Annotated in this window: 14 protein-coding genes, 3 tRNA genes, 3 rRNA genes and 1 pseudogene; 19 read left to right on the plus strand and 2 right to left on the minus strand. The window is 37.4% G+C overall.

All coding sequences use genetic code 11. The features are described from left to right. Window positions 1-2 precede the first annotated feature (2 nt). The 11 genes and pseudogenes from GM661_RS08510 to rnhA all read left to right on the plus strand — a co-directional run bounded on the left by GM661_RS08510 (window position 3) and on the right by rnhA (window position 15,952). Window positions 3-5,573, plus strand: coding sequence for an alpha-2-macroglobulin family protein (locus tag GM661_RS08510; protein WP_230869616.1), 5,571 nt, complete (start codon window positions 3-5; stop codon window positions 5,571-5,573). After that, the gene (gene pbpC, locus GM661_RS08515; protein WP_230869617.1) at window positions 5,573-7,909 is read left to right on the plus strand and encodes a penicillin-binding protein 1C; all 2,337 of its coding nucleotides are present in this window, start codon (window positions 5,573-5,575) and stop codon (window positions 7,907-7,909) included. The genes GM661_RS08510 and pbpC overlap by 1 nt, the downstream gene beginning before the upstream one ends. 431 nt (window positions 7,910-8,340) lie before the next feature. Then, a 16S ribosomal RNA gene (locus tag GM661_RS08520) occupies window positions 8,341-9,888 on the plus strand. A 61-nt stretch (window positions 9,889-9,949) separates the two neighbouring features. Further along, window positions 9,950-10,026 (plus strand) — tRNA-Ile (locus GM661_RS08525). A gap of 104 nt (window positions 10,027-10,130) precedes the next feature. Next, window positions 10,131-10,206 (plus strand) — tRNA-Ala (locus GM661_RS08530). A gap of 166 nt (window positions 10,207-10,372) precedes the next feature. Then, window positions 10,373-13,459: ribosomal RNA gene (locus GM661_RS08535) — 23S ribosomal RNA — on the plus strand. Between the two features lie 303 nt (window positions 13,460-13,762). After that, window positions 13,763-13,879, plus strand: a 5S ribosomal RNA gene (rrf, locus tag GM661_RS08540). The 16S, 23S and 5S rRNA genes sit together here with 3 tRNA genes alongside, the layout of an rRNA operon. A gap of 35 nt (window positions 13,880-13,914) precedes the next feature. Next, window positions 13,915-13,990: transfer RNA gene (locus tag GM661_RS08545), tRNA-Asn, on the plus strand. A 134-nt stretch (window positions 13,991-14,124) separates the two neighbouring features. Next, a complete protein-coding gene (locus tag GM661_RS08550) occupies window positions 14,125-15,069 on the plus strand; it encodes a mechanosensitive ion channel family protein (RefSeq protein WP_230869618.1) in 945 nt (314 codons plus the stop codon). After that, window positions 15,059-15,454, plus strand: a pseudogene (tsaA, locus tag GM661_RS19185) (tRNA (N6-threonylcarbamoyladenosine(37)-N6)-methyltransferase TrmO); the annotation flags it as partial. The gene GM661_RS08550 and the pseudogene tsaA, both read left to right, overlap by 11 nt. Window positions 15,455-15,511: 57 nt before the next feature. Then, window positions 15,512-15,952 (plus strand): ribonuclease HI, encoded by a 441-nt coding sequence (rnhA, locus tag GM661_RS19190; RefSeq protein ID WP_407929656.1) that lies wholly within the window; start codon window positions 15,512-15,514, stop codon window positions 15,950-15,952. A 49-nt stretch (window positions 15,953-16,001) separates the two neighbouring features. Here the strand turns inward: rnhA and GM661_RS08560 are convergent, their stop codons facing one another. Then, on the minus strand, window positions 16,002-16,397 hold the full coding sequence (locus tag GM661_RS08560) for a Fur family transcriptional regulator (RefSeq protein WP_230869620.1): 396 nt from the start codon (window positions 16,395-16,397) through the stop codon (window positions 16,002-16,004). Between the two features lie 146 nt (window positions 16,398-16,543). On the opposite strand from GM661_RS08560, the gene trpS reads away from it, so the two are divergent. The 5 genes from trpS to GM661_RS08585 all read left to right on the plus strand — a co-directional run bounded on the left by trpS (window position 16,544) and on the right by GM661_RS08585 (window position 23,020). Beyond that, complete coding sequence (trpS, locus tag GM661_RS08565; protein ID WP_125992100.1) at window positions 16,544-17,545, plus strand: tryptophan--tRNA ligase; 1,002 nt, start codon at window positions 16,544-16,546, stop codon at window positions 17,543-17,545. Between the two features lie 57 nt (window positions 17,546-17,602). After that, window positions 17,603-18,634 (plus strand): D-alanine--D-alanine ligase family protein, encoded by a 1,032-nt coding sequence (locus GM661_RS08570; protein WP_230869621.1) that lies wholly within the window; start codon window positions 17,603-17,605, stop codon window positions 18,632-18,634. Between the two features lie 89 nt (window positions 18,635-18,723). After that, the gene (gene dinB / locus GM661_RS08575; RefSeq protein ID WP_230869622.1) at window positions 18,724-19,881 is read left to right on the plus strand and encodes a DNA polymerase IV; all 1,158 of its coding nucleotides are present in this window, start codon (window positions 18,724-18,726) and stop codon (window positions 19,879-19,881) included. Between the two features lie 298 nt (window positions 19,882-20,179). Further along, on the plus strand, window positions 20,180-21,535 hold the full coding sequence (locus GM661_RS08580; RefSeq protein WP_230869623.1) for a M16 family metallopeptidase: 1,356 nt from the start codon (window positions 20,180-20,182) through the stop codon (window positions 21,533-21,535). 21 nt (window positions 21,536-21,556) lie between these two features. Then, on the plus strand, window positions 21,557-23,020 hold the full coding sequence (locus GM661_RS08585) for a M16 family metallopeptidase (RefSeq protein ID WP_230869624.1): 1,464 nt from the start codon (window positions 21,557-21,559) through the stop codon (window positions 23,018-23,020). 86 nt (window positions 23,021-23,106) lie between these two features. Here the strand turns inward: GM661_RS08585 and GM661_RS08590 are convergent, their stop codons facing one another. Further along, window positions 23,107-23,244 carry a hypothetical protein gene (locus GM661_RS08590; protein ID WP_164522225.1) on the minus strand — a complete coding sequence of 46 codons (138 nt, stop codon included), beginning with the start codon at window positions 23,242-23,244 and terminating at the stop codon, window positions 23,107-23,109. Window positions 23,245-23,438: 194 nt separating this feature from the next. Here GM661_RS08590 and mraZ point away from each other — a divergent pair, with 194 nt between their 5' ends. The 3 genes from mraZ to GM661_RS08605 are packed head-to-tail and all read left to right on the plus strand — an operon-like array spanning window position 23,439 to window position 25,320. Further along, complete coding sequence (gene mraZ, locus GM661_RS08595; protein ID WP_125989966.1) at window positions 23,439-23,870, plus strand: division/cell wall cluster transcriptional repressor MraZ; 432 nt, start codon at window positions 23,439-23,441, stop codon at window positions 23,868-23,870. Window positions 23,871-23,901: 31 nt separating this feature from the next. Next, entirely contained in the window at window positions 23,902-24,831 is a 930-nt protein-coding gene (gene rsmH, locus GM661_RS08600) for a 16S rRNA (cytosine(1402)-N(4))-methyltransferase RsmH (protein WP_125989968.1), read from the plus strand. A 21-nt stretch (window positions 24,832-24,852) separates the two neighbouring features. Further along, a complete protein-coding gene (locus tag GM661_RS08605; RefSeq protein ID WP_230869625.1) occupies window positions 24,853-25,320 on the plus strand; it encodes a cell division protein FtsL in 468 nt (155 codons plus the stop codon).

Consider the following 25,320-nt stretch of genomic DNA (forward strand, 5'->3'; position numbering starts at 1 on the left):
AAATGTTTAATAAAATAAAAGATTTATTAACTAACAATATAAAAGTAACCTTAACTGTATTGTTACTTATAATGGTTCTTGGTGTATTAGCGGGGAAAAATATGATCTTAAGTAAAGATCAAGTAAGTGAAATGGTGATGAATCAAAAACAGGATAAAAAAATAATTCGTGTTACATCAGGGTTAATAAAATCAGATGATAAGATTGCCGTTAGATTTGCCAAACCACAAGTGTATAAAAGATATGTAGGGGAGACAATCAAAAATAAGGGTATATTTACTTTTATTCCTGAATTAAAAGGGGAAGTTTATTGGAGTGATGAACAAACAGTAGTTTTTAAACCAGAAGAAAAGTTAGTAAAGAATCAGGATTATACAGGATTTATCCACTTAGATAAATTGTTTCTTAATTTAGAAGAGGTTTCTCCAGTAAAAAAAGGAATTGAGTTTAAAACCTTAGGACAGTATTTAGAAAGTTTAGATGGTGAATTTGAATTAACAGGTAGTAGTAATCAAGGGAAAGCCAGGTTTGTTGCTAGGCTTAAGCTGGCTGAAAAGGAAGATAAAGATGTAGTCAAAGAAGCGATAGGGTTTACAGGCTCTAAAAGGATGGATTTAGAAGTTAAAACAGCTGATAATTACAATTTCACACTGGTTTCAGACCTGCTGACTCAGACTGAAGAGGATCAAAACTTTTCCTTAGTAATCAAGAAAGAAAAGTTAGGATTACATAAAGATTTTAAACAGAGTTATCTTTTACCAGCAATAGGTCCCTTAAGGATATTAAATATTGAGGAAGAAAAGGTTGATGATCATTCCAATATCAGGATGATTTTTTCAGATGACTTGGCTAAAGATTTAAATTATGAAGCATATTTAAATGTAGAACCAGGACTTGATTATGAGGTAAATGTTGACGGTAGGGCCTTAATACTAGCTGGTGAGTTTAAAGCCGATCAAAAGTATAGAATTAAAGTATTTAAAGGAATTAAAGGGAAATTGGGCAGTAAATTAGCTACTACTAAAAATGTAGACTTTACAGTCAAAATTTCTGATATAGAACCTAAACTTAGGTTTGCTCAATCAGGAATGTTTTTAACGACAGCTAAAAAACAAAAAATAACTTTTCAGACTATGAATGTTAGACGAGTTACAGCTAAATTAAAGAAAGTTAGTTCCCATAATCTAATTGAATTCATAGAACGGCATTCTTATCGTCCCAATAGTGATAGTTATGATGAATATGATGAACGTTCATTTCAATGGGCAGGGGAGGTAATAGAGGTTAAAAGCCTTAAGATTGGTGAAGAAAAGAATAAATGGATTACTTCCCAGCTTGATCTATCATCAGCAATAGAAGAAAGTCAGCCGGGATTATATATTGTACAGCTTGAATTTGATGAAGATGATACCCTATATATGCCGAAAGATTGGGATGACTATGACGCTGAATCTTATGTTAGATCAAATGGGAGGAAGACTAAACATATTATTCTCAGTAATTTAGGGGTAACAGTCAAAAAGACAGCTAATAAGACCTATGTTTTTGTAACAGATCTATTAACAGCCCGGCCGGTAGAGAATGCAATAGTTAAGCTGAAAGATGAGTATGATGGTACAGGTGATTATAATGACAGATCCGATGATGATGGTGATTATGGAGACGATGATGGAGATAATTATGATGATTATGATCATGATGCTGAACTGATAGAAGTAGCAACCACTGATGAAAATGGGATTTGTGTCTTGAATAAAGAAGCCGAGTATTTAGTGGTAGAAAAAGGACGGCACTTATCTATTTTAGAGTTTGGTGAAACAAAATTAGATAGTTCATTATTTAATACAGGTGGTATTAATAATGAAGCTGGTATTAAAACATTTATGTATACTGATCGGGGGGTTTATAGACCAGGTGATAAAATTAATCTATCAGTAATTGTCAGGAATGAAGATAATACCTTCCCAAGTAATCATCCAGTAACTTTAAAGGTATATAACCCTAAACGCAAATTAGTTTATGAAGAGACCAGTCGAAAGGCTGAAGATGGTTTTTATACTTTTGCTTTTGCTACTAAAAAGACAGATTTAACTGGAAATTGGGAAATGAAAGCAGAAATTGCTGGTCGGTCATTTTATAAAGAATTAAAGGTTGAATCAGTAGTGCCTTACAGAATAGAGGTCAATATTGAGCCGGAAAAGGAAAAATTGAAATTAAGTGATTCTAAAGTTAATTTTTCTTTATCTTCTAAGTATTTATTTGGTGCCCCAGCTCAGGGCTTAGATAGTAAGACTATAATTAAAATTGAGCCTTATGAGGTGAGTTTTGATAGGTTTAAACATTTTACTTTTACTAATTCCGGTCAGTATTTTAGTCCAATTAGTAGTGAAAAATTTAATAAAGAACTTAATAAAGAGGGAAGAACAGATATAAGTTGGAAATTACCAGAAATTCATGATGTACCTTCTGCCTTGAGGGTTAATATTAATAGTAAAGTCTTGGAGAAAGGTGGGAGACCAGTTCCGGCGACTAAATGGATTCCCATTGAAGTTTATGATCGCTATGTAGGAATTAGGGAATTAGAAGACAGTGATTTAGAAATTGGCAATAAAGTAAACTTTGATATAGCACTGGTCTCTAAAGATGGTGAATTAATTGCTGGTGAAAAATTAAAGTACAAGATTTATCGAATGCGTCGTTATTGGTGGTGGGAGTATGATGACCGAGATTCCTTTAGAAAGCATTTCAAGAATGATAGCTATACTGAGGTAATTGCTCAAGGTACTTTGACTTCTAAGGAAAATCTGGCTTCTTTAGAATATGAACTTGATGATTATGGGGAGTTGTTTTTAGAAGTAGAAGATGTCAATGGTGGTCATAAGGCCGGTTATTTCTTTAGATCTTACTGGTGGGGAGATAGTGGGACAAAACAGAGTGCTGATATTGTGACATTAAAATCTGATAAGGAGGAGTATTATCCAGGAGAGATAGCTAAAATTGTTCTTGATACCCCTAAAGAGGGTAGGATTTTATTAGCTGTAGAGAAGAATGGGCAACTATTTGATAAGAGATGGGAAGAGATTAAAGGGAATCAGACTATTCTTGAAATACCAATCAAAAAAGAGTATATCCCTAATGCTTATGTATTTATTTCAGTTTATCAGCGGCAGGACAATGGAAATGATCTGCCAATTAGGATGTATGGGATAAAATCACTCAAGGTAAATAAGAAAGATGCGCGTTTGAATTATATACTAAAGACTCCCGAAGAAATCAGACCTAAAGAAGGGTTTAAAATTGAAGTTCAAACCCAAGATCAGAGGGCCTCACAATTTACAATTGCAGTGGTGGATGAGGGATTACTTGATATAACTAATTTCAGAACCCCTGATCCTCTAGCTTATTTCTTTCAAAAAGAGCGCTTGATCACCAAGACTTTTGATACCTTTTCTGACATTATCGGTTTGGATTGTGGTTATATCTATAATGTGTTTTCCATTGGTGGCGGGATGTCTAAAAAATATCAAGAGAAACAGTTACAGGCTGAACAGACGGACCGCTTTGAACCGGTTGCTTTATTTAAAGGTCCATTAAAGACTGATCAATCAGGTCATGCAGAAGTTGATTTTAAAATGCCAAACTATATTGGCAGTGTAAGGGTTATGGTTATTGGAGCTAATAAAGGAAACTATGGGCAAGTAGAGAAGAATATACCTGTAAAAACAGAGTTGATGTTAATGCCTACTTTACCAAGGGTATTAGGTCCCGGAGATAAGATTAAAGTGCCAGTTACTGTATTTGGGATGGCAGATGATTTAACTGATGTGCAGGTGACAATGAAGGTAGAAGGGCCAGTTGAAATAATCGGTGATCAAGTAAAACAGCTTCATTTTAATGGTGTAGCTAATAAGGATATAGAATTTGACCTGAAGGCTAAAGATGGTGTTGGTGAAGCTAAAATAGAATTTACGGCTGTAGATAAAAAACATAATTACCATAGTGGGAAGGCAATTAATCTGGCAGTTAGACCTTACAATCCTTACACATATAAGGCGAGCAAACAGGTAATTAAGGCTGGAAAAGAAGTTTCTTTTAAGGTTCCTAATAAAGGAATTGAAAATACTAATTATGCTCAAGTCAGTTTGTCTAAACGCAGGAGCCTTAATCTCAATCACCGTTTAAAATGGTTAATTAGATATCCTTATGGTTGTATTGAACAAACAACTTCCAGTGTTTTTCCCCAGCTTTATTTGACAGGGGTTTTACCAATAGGCAGGGAGCGAATTGAGGAAATTGATAAGAATATTAATGCAGCAATTAATCGCTTTAGAAAATTTCAGTTAGCTAATGGTGGATTCTCTTACTGGCCTAATGGAAATCATGCCAGCTTATGGGGTACTAATTATGTAGGACATTTCTTAATTGAAGCCCAGGCCCATGGATATTCTGTTCCAGATAATATGTTTACTGACTGGCTAAAGTATCAAAGGGAGCAGAGTAAAGATAAAGAGGGTGGACGTTTAACCAGGGCTTATCGTTTATATTTACTTGCTTTAGTTAACAAATCACTTGTTAGTGAAATGAACTATATGCGGGAAAATGAATTACATAAAATGAATAATACTGCTAAGTTCTTTTTAGCAGGCGCTTATAAAATAGCTGGTTATGATAAGATAGCTAACAAGTTGATTGCAGATTTAGATTTTAAAGTTGAAGATTATCAGGAAACTGCTGGAACTTATGGGTCAAGTTTGAGGGATAAAGCAATTATGTTGGATATTATGACTTGCTTTAAGAAATATGATACAGGTTTAGTTTTATACGATGATATTGCTAAAGAATTATCTTCAGAGGATTGGTATTCAACTCAGACTACTGCTTATTCATTACTTGCCACCAGTAAGTATTTAATTGCCTTAGATGATCAAGATGATGGTTTAGAAGCAGAAGTTATCTCTGCTAAAGGGGTAACCAAGCAAGTTAATACAGCTGAAAAGATTACTAACCTTCCTGTAACAGATAGTTATGGTAAGGAGGTAAAAGTGAGAAATAATATGGAAACACCTTTATTTGCTATTTTAGAATGGGAGGGGATTCCTTTAAGAGGTGAAATAGAGCCATCAGAAAAAAATCTAGCTTTACAGGTAGAGTGGTTAGATGAGGAAGGAAATAAAATTGATCCTGGTAATTTAGAACAAGGTACTACTTTCTGGGGCCACTTTACAGTAGATAAAACAGTGGATGAAGAGATTAATGAGATGGCTTTGGTTCAGATATTACCAGCGGGTTGGGAAATAGAAAATATCCGTTTATCAGATTCAGGTTTACCTGAATGGATGGATGATTATGATTTGGATAATGAAGAATATATGGATATTAGAGATGATAGAATTAGATGGTTCTTTGATATGGGGGATTATGATTATGACTATGAGTTTGTAGTTAAGATTAATACTGTGACAGTAGGGGAATTTTACTTACCGCCAACAGTAGTAGAGGCAATGTATAATAATAAATATAAAGCTAATACAGCAGGAACAAGAGTTAAAGTTCTAAGTAGGGGAAGTAATTAATGAATAAGATAAAGCTTAAAAGGTCGATTTTAATAAGTTTAATTCTGATTATATTGATAAGTGGAGGGGTATGGCAGCTAAGTAGGCTGCCTGTCCCTCTGTTTCCGGATGACTATAGTACAGTAGTAGTTGATGAATCAGGTGAATATTTACGGATATTTTTAAATTCTAAAGACCAGTGGATTTTTCCGCCAGTTGAAGAAGGGATTCCTAAAAAATTAAAGGTATCAGTAATTAACTTTGAAGACAAGAGATTTTTTAATCATATAGGGATTGATTTCCTGGCGGTAGCTAGAGCAGTTGTTCAGGATTTAAAGGCCTGGAGCAAAGTGAGTGGAGCAAGCACAATTACTATGCAGGTAGCTCGTTTGACCAGGGCAAAAGAAAGAACAATTAGTAACAAACTAATTGAAATAATACAGGCCTTAAAAATAGAAAATACGTATAGTAAAGAAGAAATTTTACGATTATACTTGACCCATGCCCCCTATGGGGGAAATATAATCGGTTATAAAGCTGCTTCTTTAAGGTATTTCGGTAAAGAACCTGATCAGCTTACCTGGGGTCAGGCTTCCCTATTAGCAGTGTTACCTAATAGTCCAGGTTTAATTACACCTACTAGAGGTAGGGAGAGATTGAAACAGAAAAGAGATGGTTTATTAGATAAATTAAAGGCCAGGGGTATAATTGATGATATGACCTGTAGATTGGCTAAAGCTGAGGAGATTCCAAATCGAGAAGTTCCTTTTAATTTAGCAGCACCTCATTTAACCAGGAGTCTTAAAAATAAGTTGAATCAGGATCTGATTAAGACTACAATCAATAAAAAAATGCAGATTCAGGTTAATTATCTTGTTAAAAATTATATGGAAAAGATGAAACAAAAAGGGGTCAATAATAGTGCGGTATTAATTGCTGATACTAGAACCGGGCAAGTGAAGACCTATATTGGCTCTAATGATTATTTTGATCAACAACATTCCGGGAAGATTGATGGGGTGCAGATTAAAAGATCCAGTGGTTCAATCTTAAAGCCATTCTTATATGCCTTAGCTATGGATGAAGGATTAATTATTCCAGAGAGTAAGATAGAGGATATTCCTGTTAGTTATGGGGCATATTCCCCATATAATGCTAATCACCGATTTAAAGGAGTAGTTACTGCAAGAGAGGCCTTAATTAATTCCTTAAATGCCCCCGCGGTTAGTTTATTGGATGACTATGGGGTTACAGAGTTTTACAATTTTCTTACTGAGGCGGGGGTAAGCACATTATTTAGAGATGCTAAGGGATATGGCCTCCCTTTAATTTTAGGTGGAGCAGAAGTTAAGATGTGGGATATGGTAGCTTTGTATAGGGGGCTAGGGAATTATGGTAGGTTTTCTGGATTACATGTTTTAGCTAAGGGTAAGAATGGGGAGTTAAAACAACTAATTAGTAAAGGTTCAGCATATTTAACTTTAAATATTATTGATGATCTGAAACGACCAGGTTTAGAATATTTTTGGCGGGATTATTCTTCTAAATGGCGAATTGCCTGGAAAACAGGGACTAGTTATGGGAATAGAGATGCCTGGGCTGTTGGGGTAAGCCCTGAGTGGACGATTGCAGTCTGGATAGGTAATTTTGATGGCCAAGAAAATGAGGAAATAAGCGGGTTAAATGCAGCAGCACCATTATTTTTTAGTGTTTTTAATGCCTTACCCAAAAATTATTATCAGGATTTTTTTGCTGAACCCGAAGGAGATTTAAAAAAAATAAAAGTATCAACTAAAACTGGTTATCGAATTAGAGATAAGATTATTAATGAAGGATTAGGAAATTTAACAGATGCTTTAGTCTCAAAATCAGCCCAGCCTTTGATATATTCTCCTTATGAAAAGCTTATTTATACTAATCGAGCGGGGACTTATGAGGTTTGTTCACTGTGTTGGGATAGAGATGACTTAGCCAAAAGTTTAAAATTAGTTTATCCACCCCAGGTAGTAGCCTATTTAAAAGAGAGAGGGAATGAGGTTTATACCACTTTACCTCATAAGCAGGATTGTCCTAGTGTTAGTAATGGTAATCCAATTGAGTTTATTTACCCCCAACAAGATAGTATAATTTCAATTCCCAGGGGGGCAGATGGAAAGTACCAGAAGGTAAACTTTAAGGTAGCCCATACTGGTAAGAATAGTAAGTTATTTTGGTATTTAGATCAAGAATATTTAGGGAGTACTACTGGAAAACATCAGAAGTTATTACTACCAGAACATGGGAAACATACCCTTCATGTTGTAGATAATGAGGGTCATCATCAGGAAATAAGTTTCTATATTAAAATTAATAATTAGGATTTATATTTGAATTTCCTTAACCTCAAAAAGCCCTTGACAGGAAGAGATAGAGATGTTAAGATATATCTTGTCGCCGCTAAAAGCGGTAAGTTGTTGGAACTATTAAGTAGTTGCATGATAAAAAGATTATTTCAAAAAAAAACTACTTGACAGTAATCGACAGAGATGATAAGATGTAAAACGTCGCTGTTAACAGCACTTGGAAAATGATTTTTGAAATAAAATAAAAGTTCTTGACAAGTGAGGTTAAAAGTGATAAGATATAATTCGCTGACAGATAATAAAAAGTCAGTGAGATAAACAAATTAATGTTCCTTGAAAATTGAACAACAAGCAATGACGCAAGTGCGAGCCTTTTTTAAATAAAAGGCAAGTATCCAAAAGAGTTCAAAAGTATTCAAAGAGTCACAAATAATCTATTAAAATTTTTAATGGAGAGTTTGATCCTGGCTCAGGACGAACGCTGGCGGCGTGCTTAACACATGCAAGTCGAACGACCCGCCTTAACAGAATCCTTCGGGATGAAGATAAGATCCGGGTAGTGGCGGACGGGTGAGTAACGCGTGGAGAACCTGTCTCTCAGTCAGGGATAACCTGGCGAAAGCCGGACTAATCCCAGATAGCCTTAAGAGTAAGCATTTACACTTAAGTAAAGGTGCCTAGGCATCGCTGAGAGGTGGCTCCGCGTCGGATTAGCTAGCTGGTGAGGTAATAGCTCACCAGGGCAACGATCCGTAGCTGGTCTGAGAGGACGATCAGCCACACTGGGACTGAGACACGGCCCAGACTCCTACGGGAGGCAGCAGTGGGGAATCTTCCGCAATGGGCGCAAGCCTGACGGAGCAACGCCGCGTGAGTGATGAAGGCCTTCGGGTCGTAAAGCTCTGTCCTTAAGGAAGAACCGTCAATGCAGGAAATGGCATTGACCTGACGGTACTTAAGGAGGAAGCTCTGGCTAACTACGTGCCAGCAGCCGCGGTAATACGTAGAGAGCAAGCGTTGTCCGGAATTACTGGGCGTAAAGGGTACGCAGGCGGATAGGCAAGTCAACTGTGAAATATACCGGCTTAACCGGTAAGGTGCATTTGAAACTGCCTATCTTGAGTGCAGAAGAGGAGAGCGGAATTCCTAGTGTAGCGGTGGAATGCGTAGATATTAGGAAGAACACCAGTGGCGAAGGCGGCTCTCTGGTCTGCAACTGACGCTGAGGTACGAAAGCTGGGGGAGCAAACGGGATTAGATACCCCGGTAGTCCCAGCCGTAAACGATGGACACTAGGTGTTGGTGGTTCGAATCCATCAGTGCCGGAGTTAACGCGATAAGTGTCCCGCCTGGGGATTACGGTCGCAAGACTGAAACTCAAAGGAATTGACGGGGGCCCGCACAAGCGGTGGAGCATGTGGTTTAATTCGATGCAACGCGAAGAACCTTACCGAGGCTTGACATCCCGTGACCATCTATGAAAGTAGAGTCTAGTCTTTGACTACACGGAGACAGGTGGTGCATGGCTGTCGTCAGCTCGTGTCGTGAGATGTTGGGTTAAGTCCCGCAACGAGCGCAACCCTTATCCTTAGTTACCAGCAAGTGAAGTTGGGGACTCTAAGGAGACAGCCGGTGAAAGCCGGAGGAAGGTGGGGATGACGTCAAGTCCTCATGCCCTTTATGCCTCGGGCTACACACGTGCTACAATGGTCAGTACAGAGGGGAGCGAAGCTGTGAAGTGGAGCAAATCTCAGAAAGCTGATCCCAGTTCGGATTGCAGGCTGAAACTCGCCTGTATGAAGTTGGAATCGCTAGTAATCGCAGGTCAGCATACTGCGGTGAATACGTTCCCGGGCCTTGTACACACCGCCCGTCACACCACCCGAGTTAGATGCACCAGAAGTCATTTGCGAATGCCAAAGGTGTGTCTGGTAAGGGGGGTGAAGTCGTAACAAGGTAGCCGTACGGGAACGTGCGGCTGGATCACCTCCTTTCTAAGGAGAATGCGTCAAGCTTGTTGTTCAACTTTGAGGGAAGATTTTCTTCCTGAAAGAAGGGCCTATAGCTCAGTTGGTTAGAGCGCACGCCTGATAAGCGTGAGGTCGGTAGTTCGAATCTACCTAGGCCCACCAAAATCTTCATTTTAAAGACGCAAGGAAGATTTTGGTGCTAGGCCATCGAGGCCGTCGCACCATACTAGAAGTTTGAGGTTAGAGAAATATCCAACTTCCAAAATGGGGGTATAGCTCAGTTGGGAGAGCGCCTGCCTTGCAAGCAGGAGGTCAGCGGTTCGAATCCGCTTACCTCCACCATCTTATGAAGTTAGAAGTAAGAGGTTGGAGGTTAGATTAAAGCAAAAACCTTAAACTAAAAACATTCTAAAAAACTGTTCTTTGAAAACTGCATACAGGAAAAGACGAAGGTACCAGAAAGATTCCGAAAGGAATGTTGAAGGTACTACAATTTTCTAAGAAGAAAGATTAAGCTAATAAGGGCTTACGGTGGATACCTAGGTACCTGGAGCCGAAGACGGACGTGCCAAGCTGCGAAAAGCCGCGAGTAGCTGCTAAGAAGCGTAGATACGCGGATATCCTAATGGGGAAACCCGACGGTCGAGAGGGCCGTCATCATATAGTGAAAGAAGTAGCTATATGAAGGGAACCGGGGGAAGTGAAACATCTAAGTACCCCGAGGAAAAGAAATCAAAAGAGATTCCCTAAGTAGCGGCGAGCGAAAGGGGAAGAGCCCAAACACATTTAATGTAAGGCTACAGCCGTTGTTAAATGTGGGTTTAGGATAATCAAGAGTGAGACTGTAGAATCACAAAGGCAGTTGAATCTTTAGCCGAATGACCTGGGAAGGTCAGCCAGAGAGAGTAAAAGCCTCGTAGGTGAAAAGGAGAGACACCTTAGATTATCCAGAGTACCACGGGACACGAGGAACCCTGTGGGAAGAAGGGAAGACCATTTTCCAAGGCTAAATACTACCAGGTAACCGATAGTGAACAAGTACCGTGAGGGAAAGGTGAAAAGAACCCCGTGAGGGGAGTGAAATAGAATATGAAACCGTAAGCTTACAAGCAGTGGGAGGACTATTAGAAAGTCTGACCGCGTACTTTTTGTAGAACGGACCGGCGAGTTATTCTTAGTAGCGTAAGGTTAAGCCAGAAAGGTGAAGCCGCAGCGAAAGCGAGTCTGAATAGGGCGCAAGTTACAAGGAATAGACCCGAAGCCAGGTGATCTACCCATGACCAGGGTGAAGCGGGAGTGAGAACCCGTGGAGGCCCGAACCAGGTGATGTTGAAAAATCATTGGATGAGTTGTGGGTAGGGGTGAAAGGCCAATCGAACCTGGAGATAGCTGGTTCTCCTCGAAATAGCTTTAGGGCTAGCCTCAAGGAATAAAACTAGGCGGTAGAGCACTGATTGGACTAGGGGCCCAACAAGGTTACCGAATCCATTCAAACTCCGAACACTTAAGTTTATAAGCCTTGGGAGTCAGACTACGTGGGATAAGCTTCGTAGTCGAAAGGGAAACAGCCCAGACCACCAGTTAAGGTCCCAAAGTACAGACTAAGTGGGAAAGGAAGTGAGGTCGCAAAGACAACCAGGATGTTGGCTTAGAAGCAGCCATACATTTAAAGAGTGCGTAATAGCTCACTGGTCGAGCGTCCTTGCGCCGAAAATGTAACGGGGCTAAAGTCTGTCACCGAAACTGTGGATGTGTAAATTGTTCACGAAGTCTATTGTTAACTAAAGATAGAGATATAGAGTTACATTTAGTCAAAAGTAACAAAAAGAAATTCAAAACGAGACTTTTGACCAAATGACTCCAGGCTAAAGTCTATTTAGCAAAGCAGTAGATTGCGTGAACAGTTTACACATGGTAGAGGAGCATTGTATAGTGGAAGAAGCTGTACCGTAAGGAGCAGTGGACGCTATACAAGAGAGAATGCCGGTATGAGTAGCGAAAAGAGGGGTGAGAATCCCCTCCGCCGAAAGTCTAAGGTTTCCTGAGGAAGGCTCGTCCGCTCAGGGTAAGCCGGGACCTAAGCCGAGGCCGAAAGGCGTAGGTGATGGATAATTGGTAGAGATTCCAATGCCGCTATTAATCGTTTGAATGAAGTGGGGACACGGCAAGAAAGACAAAGCACACGACTGGAGGTGTGTGCAGAAGCCCAAGGTAGGAATAAAGAGGCAAATCCCTTTATTTAACTATCGAAGGTGATCTGGACCCGAGAGAGGGGAAGTTGTCAAACAAGCTGTCAAGAAAAGCCACTAGTGAGATTAATAGTGCCCGTACCGCAAACCGACACAGGTAGACGGGATGAGAATTCTAAGGCGCGCGAGAGAACCCTTGTTAAGGAACTCGGCAAAATGACCCCGTAACTTAGGGAGAAGGGGTACCACGAAAGTGGGCACAGCAAAGAGGCCCAAGCGACTGTTTAGCAAAAACACAGGTCTCTGCTAAGTCGTAAGACGAAGTATAGGGGCTGACGCCTGCCCGGTGCTGGAAGGTCAAGGGGAAGTGTTAGGTGAAAACCAAAGCATAGAACCTAAGCCCCAGTAAACGGCGGCCGTAACTATAACGGTCCTAAGGTAGCGAAATTCCTTGTCGGGTAAGTTCCGACCTGCACGAATGGCGTAACGACTTGGGCACTGTCTCAACAAGGGACTCGGCGAAATTGTAGTACCAGTAAAGATGCTGGTTACCTGCGACAGGACGGAAAGACCCCGTGGAGCTTTACTGTAGCCTGATATTGGGTTTTGCTAAAGGATGTACAGGATAGGTGGGAGGCTAAGAGCTTGGTACACTAGTATCAAAGGAGCCGCAAGTGGGATACCACCCTTTCTTTAGCGGAATTCTAACCAGAGGCCATAAACTGGTCATGGGACATTGTCAGGTGGGCAGTTTGACTGGGGCGGTCGCCTCCAAAAAAGTAACGGAGGCGCCCAAAGGTTCCCTCAGTGCGGATGGAAATCGCACGAAGAGTGTAAAGGCAAAAGGGAGCTTAACTGTGAGACCAACAAGTCAAACAGGTACGAAAGTAGGGCTTAGTGATCCGGCGGTATTGAATGGAAGAGCCGTCGCTCAACGGATAAAAGTTACCCCGGGGATAACAGGCTTATCTCCCCCAAGAGTTCACATCGACGGGGAGGTTTGGCACCTCGATGTCGGCTCGTCGCATCCTGGAGCTGAAGCAGGTTCCAAGGGTTGGGCTGTTCGCCCATTAAAGCGGTACGCGAGCTGGGTTCAGAACGTCGTGAGACAGTTCGGTCCCTATCCGTCGCAGGCGAAGGATACTTGAGAGGAGCTATCCCTAGTACGAGAGGACCGGGATGGACACACCGATGGTGTATCAGTTGTTCCGCCAGGAGCATAGCTGAGTAGCTAAGTGTGGAATGGATAAACGCTGAAAGCATCTAAGCGTGAAACCAGCCTCAAGATTAGGTATCCCACTCGCAAGAGGTAAGCCCCCTGGTAGATGACCAGGTTGATAGGTTGGAGGTGGAAGTGTGGTAACACATTAAGCTGACCAATACTAATAGGGCGAGGGCTTAATCTTAACTTTAAAAATTATTTTCCTGTATGCATTTTTGAAAGAATAGTTAAGTTATGATTCTAAAGTATTATTTGATATTAATTATTTCTCATAAATAATTTTTTTAACGCTTTTATTCATTACGAAAAGGAAAGAATTTAAACTCACTTCGTTCAGACAAAAATTCTTTTAATCCTTTTCTTCAATCATAAAAGCTAAAAATTATAATGTTCGTAATAATTAATATCAAACAATAGAAATTGTTATCTTGACAAGAGAAATAAGTAGGCTATAATATTCAATATATCATAAAAAAGCAGCTAAATTTTCGGTGGCAATTGCGGAGGGGAAACACCTGTTTCCATTTCGAACACAGCAGTTAAGTCCTCCAGCGCCTATGGTACTGCAAGGGTGACTTTGTGGGAGAGTAGGTCGCTGCCGATTTTATTTATATTTATATATCGTTTACTAATATGTGTTCCCCGATAGCTCAGTTGGTAGAGCAGATGGCTGTTAACCATCGAGTCGCAGGTTCGAGTCCTGCTCAGGGAGCCATTTTTTTATTTGCAATATATTAAATAATAGAGATTTAAACATCTGTTTTGTAAAAACGGGTGTTTTTTATTTTACTGAATAATAGATATATGGTAGAATTATAGATGAACTTAATTAGGTGAGGGGTTATAATAATGTTAGAGGAAACCTGGTTACAGGAATTATCAGAGTTATTATATAATAGTAGATATCAGCTGTTATATTCTGTTTTACTAATTTTAATAATATCTCTTCTTAAATGGCTTGTAAACAAGTTTATTAATAATAACGTAAAAGATATTACTATTCGCTATAAATGGCGTAAAATGACAACATATTTATCATTTATTATTACCCTTGCTTTAATTCTTCCTATATGGTTGAAGGGTTTTAAATCTTTTTTAACATACCTTGGTTTATCTACTGCCGGTCTAGCAATTGCCTTGCGTGATTTGATTGCAAGTTTTATAGGCTGGGTATTTATATTTTGGAGAAGGCCTTTTTCTATTGGAGATAGAATAGAGATAGATGGAATGGCTGGTGATGTTATTGATATACGTCTTTTTCAGTTTTCTTTAATAGAAATTGGTAACTGGGTGGATGCAGATCAGAGTACTGGAAGAGTGGTACATATTCCCAATAACAAAATATTAAGTTGTGATATTTCCAATTATACTGCTGGATTTTCACTTATCTGGAATGAGATACCAGTTTTAATCACCTTTGAAAGTGATTGGGAAAGGGCAAAAGAAATTTTATTATCAATAGCTAGAGAGGAATCAGATGATGTTGAGGTTAATAGAACTAAAATTGACCAGGCAGCAAAGAAGTTTTTGATATACTATGGGAACTTAGAACCTATTGTTTATACCAGGGTAAGGGAGAGTGGTGTTTTACTTACTATAAGGTATCTATGTGAACCCCAGCAGCGAAGGAATTCAGAGGGTGTAATCTGGGAGAACATATTAAAGGTTTTTTCACAAGTTGAAAGAATTGAACTTGCTTACCCAACACAACGTTTTTATTTAAAAAATATTAAAGAAAGACAAGGGATAGAAATAAATGATAAATATAGAGAAGGTGATGAAAATGGAAATTAACTTTACATCTGTAGGGTACATAAGGAATAATTATAATAATTTGAATAATATACCAGGACAACCCTATAGTGATGAAGAAGGTCATTATCTGGAGATTAATAAAGAATATCAGAGTGGGTTAAAAGAGTTAAGTAGGTTCAAGTATATTTATGTTATTTTTTATTTGCATAAGGCAGCAAAAGAGAAATTAAATGATATTGATCATAAGTTTAGGATAAAAAAAGAAGGGCAGGATATAGGTGTATTTGCCAGTAGAGAACCTTCACGACCGAATAATATTGGTCTTAGTATTGTTAGATTAATACGAATAAAAGAAAATATAGTTTACATATCTGGAATAGATGCTTTAAACGGGACACCTATCATTGATATTAAACCATATATTGTAAAGCTTGATAACCATGAAGATGCTAATAAAGGATGGATAAAAGAGGAGTTAATTATGGATAAAAAGATTGAATTATACACTGACGGTGCTTGTTCAGGTAATCCTGGACCAGGTGGATATGCGGCTTTAATCATTAAAGATAATGAAGAGATAATAATTAAAGGATATCAACCGGAAACAACAAATAATAGAATGGAATTAATGGCAGTAATTGAGGGACTAAAAGAAATTAATAAAAATACTTCTGTTAGATTATTATCAGATTCAAATTATGTATTACAGGGACTTGAAGAATGGTTGGAGGGGTGGAAAAAGAGGGGTTGGAAAACAGCCAGTAATCGGCCTGTTAAGAATAAAGATCTCTGGATGGAATTAGATAACTTGTCCAAATATTATGAATTGGAATTTGTCAAAGTAAAAGGACATTCCGGAAATAAATATAACGAGAGAGTAGATTCACTAGCTAAAGAACAGATAGAGTTAAATAATAAATGATGATAAAAGAGAGAACCCGTTTGGAAACGGGTTCTTAAAGTGATTAAATTTAGGTTTTTCGCTGACAGTTTGGGCATAATCCATAAAATTCAGTACGGTGACTATATACCTTGTATGGCGTTTCCTCAGTTATTTTTTGGTTTAGTTCATTATTCAGTGGCATATCCAGGTCAAAGACACCTCCGCATTTTCCGCAGGTAAAATGATAGTGGTTTTCCGGGTTGCCATCAAAGCGGCTATAAGAACTGCCAAAATCAAGTACCATAATTTCACCCATATCAGCTAATAGCTTAAGATTACGGTAAACTGTTCCTAAACTTATATTGGGAATATCTTTTTTAACCCTTTCATATATCCAGTCAGCAGTAGGGTGTGTATTTGTACTTCTTAATGTCTTGAGTATAAGACGGCGTTGTTTAGTCATTCTGTGTTTAGGTGACTTCATAGAAACTCCTCCAATTAATAATAATTATTATTATTTATTTTATCAATAAATGCGATATAAGTCAAGTAACCGCAAGCTTGACGTGGAAAAAAATATTTGATATGATTAACTAAAATTTGTAATTTGTGAAGGAAGGTTTGGTAGATATGGTGGAAAAGACAAAAAGGATTTTAACTGGTGACAGACCTACAGGCAAACTACATCTTGGTCATTATGTAGGCAGTTTACAAAATAGAGTAAAATTACAATATGATTATGATACCTTTCTAATTATTGCAGATGTACAGGCTTTAACAACCAACTTTGAAAAGCCTGAAAAACTATCAAAAAATGTACGGCAGGTTGCTAAAGATTATTTAGCAGTGGGGATTGATCCTGATAAAACAACAATTTTTGTTCAGTCATTAGTACCGGAGATAGCTGAACTTACTGTTTTTTATTCAATGATTGTAACTGTTAATCAATTACGACATAATCCAACTATTAAATCAGAGGCTGAGCAATACGGTTATAATGATATGACTTATGGTTTTTTAGGTTATCCAGTTAGTCAAGCAGCTGATATCACCTTTTGTAAAGCCGATCTGGTTCCAGTAGGTTCTGATCAACTTCCACATGTGGAACAGACAAGAAGGATTGCCAGGAAGTTTAATCAGTTATACGCCCCTGTTTTTCCAGAACCAGAGGCTTTAATTAGTGATTTTCCTCGTTTAGTTGGACTTGACGGGGAAAATAAGATGAGTAAGAGCTTGGGAAATGCAATTTATCTGGCAGATAATGCTGAGGAGGTAGGTCAGAAGATTATGCAGGCCAAGACTGATCCAGCACGAATTCGCAAAGATGATCCAGGACATCCGGAGGTCTGTACGGTTTATGAATATCATAAGGCCTTTAACACTGAAGAGGCAGCTGATATTGAGGAAATGTGTTGTGCTGGAACGATAGGTTGTGTGGCCTGTAAAAAAAATCTTGCTGCTAAAATAAATAAACTATTAAAACCAACCCGTCAGAAGCGTCAAAAATATGAGGAAAATGAGCAGTTGCTTGATGAAATTTTATTGGCTGGAACTAAAAAAGCCAGGGATATTGCTCAGGATACGATGGCAGAAGTGCGTGAAGCAATGCAATTAGATTATTTTTCTGTATAATTTCTAATTTTAATTAGTATTTATATAATAAGGCTTTGATCAGAAAGGGGTTATTGAATGAGTAAACTTCGGGTAGGGCTTTTATTTGGTGGGCGTTCACAGGAACATGAGGTATCCATTATGTCTGCTCGATCCGTTTTTTCAATGCTTGATAAAGAAAAATATGCGATTATTCCATTTGCTATTACTAAAGATGGGGTATGGCTTAATTCTGAGCGTTCACAGAGGATATTAGATGATGATAAAATAAGCAGGGTTTTTAATGATACAGATAATTCAATAAAAAATAGTTTAGCTACTTTCCTGGAGACAGACCTGGATACTGTATTTCCAGTATTACATGGACCTTATGGTGAAGATGGTAAGATACAGGGACTGCTTGAAATGCTTGATATTCCATATGTAGGGGCTGGTGTAACAGGGTCTGCTGTAGGGATGGATAAAGCAATTATGAAAGATATTTATGCTGCAAATAATATTCCTCAGGGGAAATATATGGTGGTTTATTCTTTTGCCATTGATTCAGGTAAGATCAAGGATGAGATAAATAGTAAAATTTCCTGGCCTTGTTTTGTTAAACCCGCTAATATGGGTTCAAGTATTGGTATTAGTATGGTGCATAATTCATTAGAATTAGAAGAGGCCCTAAATAAGGCAGCAAAACATGATCATAAAATAGTTATTGAAGAGTATATTAAAGGGCGAGAACTGGAGTGTTCAGTCCTGGGAAATGAGGAGGTAATTGCTTCTCTACCAGGTGAAATTAAACCTGGGCATGAATTTTATGACTATCAAGCTAAATATCAGGATGAATCAACAGAATTAATGATACCTGCTCATTTAGATGATGATATTATTGATTCTCTTAAAAAGATAGCAATGAGGGCATTTAAAGCAATAGATGGGCGGGGGCTGGCTAGAGTTGACTTTTTTATTAAAGATAATAATGAAATTCTGGTAAATGAAATTAATACCATTCCTGGTTTTACCAGATACAGTATGTATCCTAAATTGTGGGAGGCTAGTGGAATAAAATATAGTGACTTAATAGATAAATTAATTAATTTATCACTTGAATGGCACTCTTAGCATATAGGGTTGCCATTTCTTTATATATTTTTAAATAGATATTGCAGAAAATGGTTACGTAACAATAAGTTATTTGAAGGGGTTTTTTTATGGTATTAGAAATAATGCATATTGATATGGATGCTTTTTTTGCTGCTGCAGAACAACTTGATAACCCTGAACTTAAAGGAAAACCGGTTATTGTTGGGGGAACAAAATTAAGTAAACGTGGTGTTGTATCTACAGCTTCTTATGAAGCCCGCAGATATGGTGTTCATTCTGCAATGTCTATAGTTGAAGCTAGGAAATTGTGTCCTGATGGTATTTTTCTACCAGGTAGGCGACAGAGGTATGCTGAATTATCAGAAAGGGTTTTTGCGATCTTTGCTAAGTACACACCATTAATTGAGAAACTTTCTATAGATGAGGCTTTTCTTGATTTGACAGGTTGTCATCGCCTTTTTGGTAGTTCAGTTCAGATCGGTAAGGCTATTAGACAAGAGATAAAAGAAAAAATAGGTTTGACGGCTTCCGTTGGTCTTGCTCCCAATAAATTTCTTGCTAAACTTGCCTCAGAAGTTGATAAACCAGATGGATTTTATATTATTAAGGAGGATGAAATAGATGATTTTTTACTCAATTTACCAGTTGGGAAAATATGGGGTATAGGTGAAAAAACAGCTGATATTCTGCTTGAGCGGGGGATTAAAACTGTTGGTCAATTACGACAGTTGTCGATAAATTTGCTCTCATCACTCTTTGGTAAAGCAGGAGAAAGGTTATATTATCTGTCCCGGGGAATAGACAGACGGAGTGTCGAGGTTAATAATGAGTTGAAATCTATTAGTTATGAGGAAACATTTCAGGATGATCTAAGTGATAAGCACAGGCTGTATGCCCGTTTAGCGGTTATGTCTTCTAAAATAGCCAGGCGACTCAGGATGTATAGTCTTCAGGGAAGTACAGTTTCTATAAAGGTACGTTATGGTGATTTCAGGACATATACCAGACGACTGACCATGGCTGTACCTACATCTGCCGATGATACAATATATTCTACAGCTAAGAGACTGCTTAATAAAGAAGGATTGTTAAATAAACCTATTAGATTACTTGGGGTTGGAGTCAGCAATTTTTCTACCGGGGATAAGAAACAACTCTCACTTTTTTCTGATAGAATTAAAGAAGAAAAGCTCTCCAGAACTATTGATGGGATAAAAGATCGTTATGGTGATAGTATTATTAAAAAAGCCAGAAATCTGGAGTAAATTAAGTGATTGTTATTTTAAGAAGTTGTAGCCAATAGTATTTAATTATTGGCTGCTAATATAATATTTGTAATATATAAGTAGCACTTAAATATTGTACTTTTGTGTTCCAGCCAATTATATTAATTCCGCTTGTCGTTCATTGCGGCGTCCTGCCTCCACTCACTGTCACATATTTTTCACTCTGGCGTCCTGCCTACGTGAAAAATATAGAGTCGCTTCATTAATATAATTGGCTTACACAAAGCATTAGTGTGAATAAATTAAATGAAACTTATATAGATTGGGAGGTATTAATGTGAGAAAAAGAAGAATGATAAATGTATTTATCGTCACTGTATTACTGTTGATTACTATAAGAGGGTTAAGCTTAGCGGCTGAGATAAATGGAGAAATAGCTGATCTTGAGTTTGATTATACTTATAGTAAACTTGACAATGGTTTAGAGATTTATGTTTTTGAGGATCATACAGTACCACTGGTTAATTTTAGCCTCTGGTATAAGGTTGGAGCATTTCATGAGAAAGAGGGTATAACTGGTATATCACATCTGCTGGAACATATTATGTTTCTGGGAACAAATACACTAGAAAAGGATCAAATTCATAAATTGGTTAAGACAGCGGGTGGTAGTAATAACGCAGGGACTAATTATGAGTATACAGTATATTATGAAGAAGATCTCCCTTCTAGTAAACTGGAACTGGCAATGGCTATAGAGGCAGATAGAATGAGGAATTTAAAAATAGATAAAGCTGAATTTCTCAGGGAAAAGGAAGTTGTTAAACAGGAAAGGCGTATGAGGGTTGAAAATGATTTCTTTCAGTCTTCAATGGAAGAGATTATGGCTATTGCTTTTAAAAAGTCTCCCCTACACCATCAAATAGTAGGTTGGATGGAAGATATAGACAATATTACAGTTGAACAGCTGCGTGATTATTATAAGATGTATTATGCACCAAATAATGCAATTATGGCTGTTTCAGGGGATGTTGATCCCCAAGAGGTTTTATTAATGGCCGAAAAATACTATGGGAATTATCAGGCAAAAGAGATTGATAAACCAAAGTTAATTACTGAAGAGCAGCAAGAAGAACGGGTTATTAAATTAAGTAGACCTACCCGGGTACCTTATATTGTAATGTTATATAAAATACCAGAGGGAAATCATCAGGATATGGTGGCGATAAATGTTTTGCTGGACATTCTTGTTAATAATTCAACATCAAGGGTCACTAAAGAACTCGAACAGAGAAAACAACTTATTCTAGCTGCTGGTGCCAGGGCAAGCTCATATTCTATCCCTGGTTTTGCCCAGGTGATATTAGTGCCGACCAGCACAGATGAAATAGAGTCTGTTCAGAAGGCCTTTGAGGATGAACTTGAGAAACTGATAAATAATGGTGTTAGTGAAGAGGAAATAGAGATAGTTAAAAGAAAGGTTTTAAAAACAAATGTCTTTGCCAGTCGAGATATGACTGATCTTACTAATCTGCTTATAAGTGATGTTATTAAATTTAATAATCCTGAGCAATATAATAAAGAAATAAAACTACTTAATCAACTAAGCAGTAAGGATATCGTTCAGGTAGCAGAGAAATATTTTGTTAAAAATAAAAGAACGGTAGGTTATATTATACCTGATAATCAATAAATTTAAGAGGTGAAATAAAAGATGAAGAGTAAGATTATTATTCTGAGTTTTTGTCTACTTGGATTGCAGCTTATTGTGTTAGGCAATATTTCGGCTCAGGTGGAATTTAGTCAGGAATTATTTGAGGAACTTGCTGAGAACACCAATGAAATTCCCTGGATAAAAATTCCTGACTATGAGAAAATAGTTCTGGATAATGGTATGACGGTTTACCTGGCTGAAGACCATGAAATGCCTGTGGTGCAGATTTTTGGTTATATTAAGGGTGGAATCAGTCAGGAAACAATAGAGCTAGCCGGAATATCTCAATTCTTGGTTAGAATGATGAATACAGGTACGAAAAACTACAGTGAAGAGGAATTTGCTTATTATAAAGAGCGTTATGGGATTAACTTTAGTGTTTACGGCAGTAATGATTATTTTGGATATAGGGGAAATGCACTTATTTCTGACCAGGAGGAATTGATAAAATTAGCTGCTGAGGTTTTACAAAATCCCAGCTTTGATACACCATATTATCAGCGGACAAAATATTTTTTATATAATAATTATCAGCAGACCAAGGCTGATGATGATTATTTGGCAGCAGTAAATTTCTACAAAAATCTTTATAAAGACCATCCCTACGCATATAGTAGTGATGTTGATTTATTATTATCAACTCTGAATAATATTACTCCTGCTAGTCTGGAGGAATTTCACAAACAAAATTTCACCCCCTCTAATCTTATACTTGGGTTGGTAGGTGATATAGATATTGCGGAAATAAAGAAGATGGTTAAAGATTATTTTGCTGACTGGCAGGGTCCAGAGGTGGTTTTACAGGAAGCAGAACTCAAACCAACTCCAGATAACTGGGGCAAAATAATTTTAATTGATAAACCTGATGCTACACAGGCTAGGATAAAGATGGGTTATCTCTTTAAGGATAATAGTTTTTCAGAAAAAGTGGTTTTTGATATTGCCAATAGTGTTTTTGGTGGAGGAGATTTTGAAAGCCGTCTGATGGAAAAACTGCGGTCTGAAATGGGTTATGTATATAATATAGGTTCTTATGTAAAGTATAATAAACTTGCTGGAGATTTTATAATTGATACCAATGTAAGGCCCCAAAAAGCCTGTGAAACGATTGAGATGGTCAAAGGTATTATGAATTCTATAAAAGATGGGAGTCAGGCAATAAAGGATAAAGAAGTTTATAAGATAATAAATAGGTGGAATGCACATTATCCTCAAAATTATCGATATATTGAAGATGTCTTTATTTCTATTATCTATAATATTGAGCTGATGAATAGGGATGTTGATTATATTAATAAATATGTTGAGGAATATAATAAGGTGAATGGTCAACAGGCCCAGGAGGTTTTTGTAAAATATACCTATCCAGAGAGGTTTTTAACAGTAATAGTTGGTAAAAAAGAAGATATTTTACCTGCTTTTAAAGAAAAGTGTATTGATGTAGAAGTAGTGAGTATTAATTAGTTTTAGGATATATAAATAAACCCTGTAGTTTTCTGGACTACAAGGTTATAATATTGAGATATGGACTTATCTTACTGTGATAGGTCCTATTTTTTTTTGTCTTTTTTAAAGATATTTAACCACCTTAAAAAAGATGGGAGTTTAAAACCTGCCCCAATAGTCTTGGTATACTCCTTACTTGTATCTTTATCTTTGGTCCAGGCGAAAAAGAAATTAATTTTCATTAAAATATTCCCCTCCTTTTTTCATCAATATTATATGTAGTAAGCCACTGAATGGTTAACAATAAAATATATTTTTATAAAAACAATATATTTTTATAAAAAATAAAGGATTTTTAATGTAGATAACGAATATAAGAAGTGAGTGGTAGAAAGTGGTGCATAGTGGTGGATTAGTGGTAAAGGGGGTGGGCCACATGTTTATGGGTGAATATCAACACAGTATGGATGCCAAGGGACGTGTTATTATCCCTGCAAAATTCCGTGAATCACTGGGAGAAAAATTTGTGGCTACCCGTGGTTTAGATAATTGCCTTTTTGTATATCCTATGCATGAATGGTCTATTTTAGAAAAAAAATTAACATCTTTACCCCTGACCAGTAAAAATGCTAGAACATTTGTCAGGTTTTTCTTTTCTGGTGCCACTGAGAGTGACCTTGATAAACAGGGTCGTGTTTCTATACCAGCTAATCTACGAAATTATGCTGATTTAGAAAAAGACATAGTAATAATAGGTTTAGCAAATAGAATAGAATTATGGGCTAAAGAGAGATGGGATACATATCTTGATTCTGCAGAGGATTCTTATGAAGATATAGCTGCTGCTATGGAAGAATTAGGGATTTAATATATGTTAAAACTGAGGAAGTGTAAGTAAAGTGGAATTTACTCATGAACCAGTACTTTTAAAGGAAACAATAGAATATTTAAAATGTCAGAAAAATGGTGTTTATGTTGATGGCACCTTGGGGCGGGGTGGTCATACCCGTGCAATTTTAGATGAAATAGCTGGACAGGGGACAGTGATAGCTATTGATAGGGATACAGAAGCTATAGAGGCGGTTTCCGGCAGCTTTGATGACCAAAATCTCGAGTTGGTACATGGTAATTTTATTAATATTCCGGAGATATTGGCCAATAGGGGTCTAGAAGCCGTTGATGGAATGGTTTTTGATCTGGGTGTATCATCACCTCAATTTGATAATCCGGAACGTGGTTTTAGTTATCAATATAATGCCCCATTGGATATGCGTATGAATCTAAAACAGGATTTGACAGCTCGGGATATTGTAAATAAGTATTCTGCTGAAGAACTAACAAGTATAATCAAGAAATATGGTGAAGACAGGTGGGCTTCAAGAATAGCAGATTTTATTGTTAAATTTCGACAAGATAACGAAATTATCACCACCCATGAGTTAGTGAAGGTTATTAAGGCTGCCATTCCGGCAAGTGCCAGAAGGAGTGGTGGCCATCCCGCAAGGCGTACTTTCCAGGCCTTAAGGATTGCAACAAATGATGAATTAAAACAACTTGAAGATTTAATCAATAATGCTGTTCCTTATTTAAAATCAGGGGGCCGGATATGTATTATTAGTTTTCATTCTCTGGAAGACAGGATTGTAAAATGGGGGTTTCGTGAGCTTGCTAAAAAGTGCGACTGTCCCCCTGATTTCCCTGTTTGTGTATGTGACCGTGAACCATCAATAAAAATTATTACTAGGAAGCCTGTTAGGGCATCTCAAACAGAGATAGATAGTAACCCCAGGGCAAGGAGTGCTAAATTGAGGGTTGCTGAAAAGTTCTAAATTGGAAGGTGGGTGAATAAATTGTTACAAACCAAACCTAAAAGTGATTATAATTATGGTTATATTAATAATAAAAATAGCAGCAATAATAAAAAGACCAAAAATAGCATTGATTTTAAAACAATTATTAGTTTTATATTGATTGTGACTATTATTGCCCTTATATTAATATCATATATCTGTCAGTCTGTTAATATAACTCGCCTTAATTATACCCTTACTAAACTAAGTAAGGAGTATGATAAGATACAGGAGGAAAATCATAAGTTAAATATTGAATTAGCCCGAAATAAATCTCTAGCCAGGATTGAAAAACTGGCCAGGAATGATTTGCATATGAGTGAGCCGGACAGAGTAGAGGTTGTGGTTTTAAATAAAGAAGAAGAGATTAAGAAAGATACAGTGCCAGAACAGAAGAAAACATATTTTGCCCAGGTTTTAGGAAAATTTTTTAATAAGTCTGTTAAGGCTGAGGAATTGGATAATTAG

It is taken from the genome of Iocasia fonsfrigidae (genome assembly GCF_017751145.1).
Taxonomy (GTDB): Bacteria; Bacillota; Halanaerobiia; order Halanaerobiales; family DTU029; genus Iocasia; species Iocasia fonsfrigidae.

Excerpts from the sequence above, each read along its gene's own strand:
- GM661_RS08560 (WP_230869620.1), bottom strand. The coding sequence starts at position 16,397 with ATGAAGTCACCTAAACACAGAATGACTAAACAACGCCGTCTTATACTC.
- GM661_RS08510 (WP_230869616.1), top strand. The coding sequence starts at position 3 with ATGTTTAATAAAATAAAAGATTTATTAACTAACAATATAAAAGTAACC.
- pbpC (WP_230869617.1), top strand. The coding sequence starts at position 5,573 with ATGAATAAGATAAAGCTTAAAAGGTCGATTTTAATAAGTTTAATTCTG.
- rnhA (WP_407929656.1), top strand. The coding sequence starts at position 15,512 with ATGGATAAAAAGATTGAATTATACACTGACGGTGCTTGTTCAGGTAAT.
- GM661_RS08590 (WP_164522225.1), bottom strand. The coding sequence starts at position 23,244 with ATGAAAATTAATTTCTTTTTCGCCTGGACCAAAGATAAAGATACAAGT.
- GM661_RS08550 (WP_230869618.1), top strand. The coding sequence starts at position 14,125 with ATGTTAGAGGAAACCTGGTTACAGGAATTATCAGAGTTATTATATAAT.
- GM661_RS08570 (WP_230869621.1), top strand. The coding sequence starts at position 17,603 with ATGAGTAAACTTCGGGTAGGGCTTTTATTTGGTGGGCGTTCACAGGAA.
- mraZ (WP_125989966.1), top strand. The coding sequence starts at position 23,439 with ATGTTTATGGGTGAATATCAACACAGTATGGATGCCAAGGGACGTGTT.
- trpS (WP_125992100.1), top strand. The coding sequence starts at position 16,544 with ATGGTGGAAAAGACAAAAAGGATTTTAACTGGTGACAGACCTACAGGC.
- GM661_RS08585 (WP_230869624.1), top strand. The coding sequence starts at position 21,557 with ATGAAGAGTAAGATTATTATTCTGAGTTTTTGTCTACTTGGATTGCAG.
- dinB (WP_230869622.1), top strand. The coding sequence starts at position 18,724 with ATGGTATTAGAAATAATGCATATTGATATGGATGCTTTTTTTGCTGCT.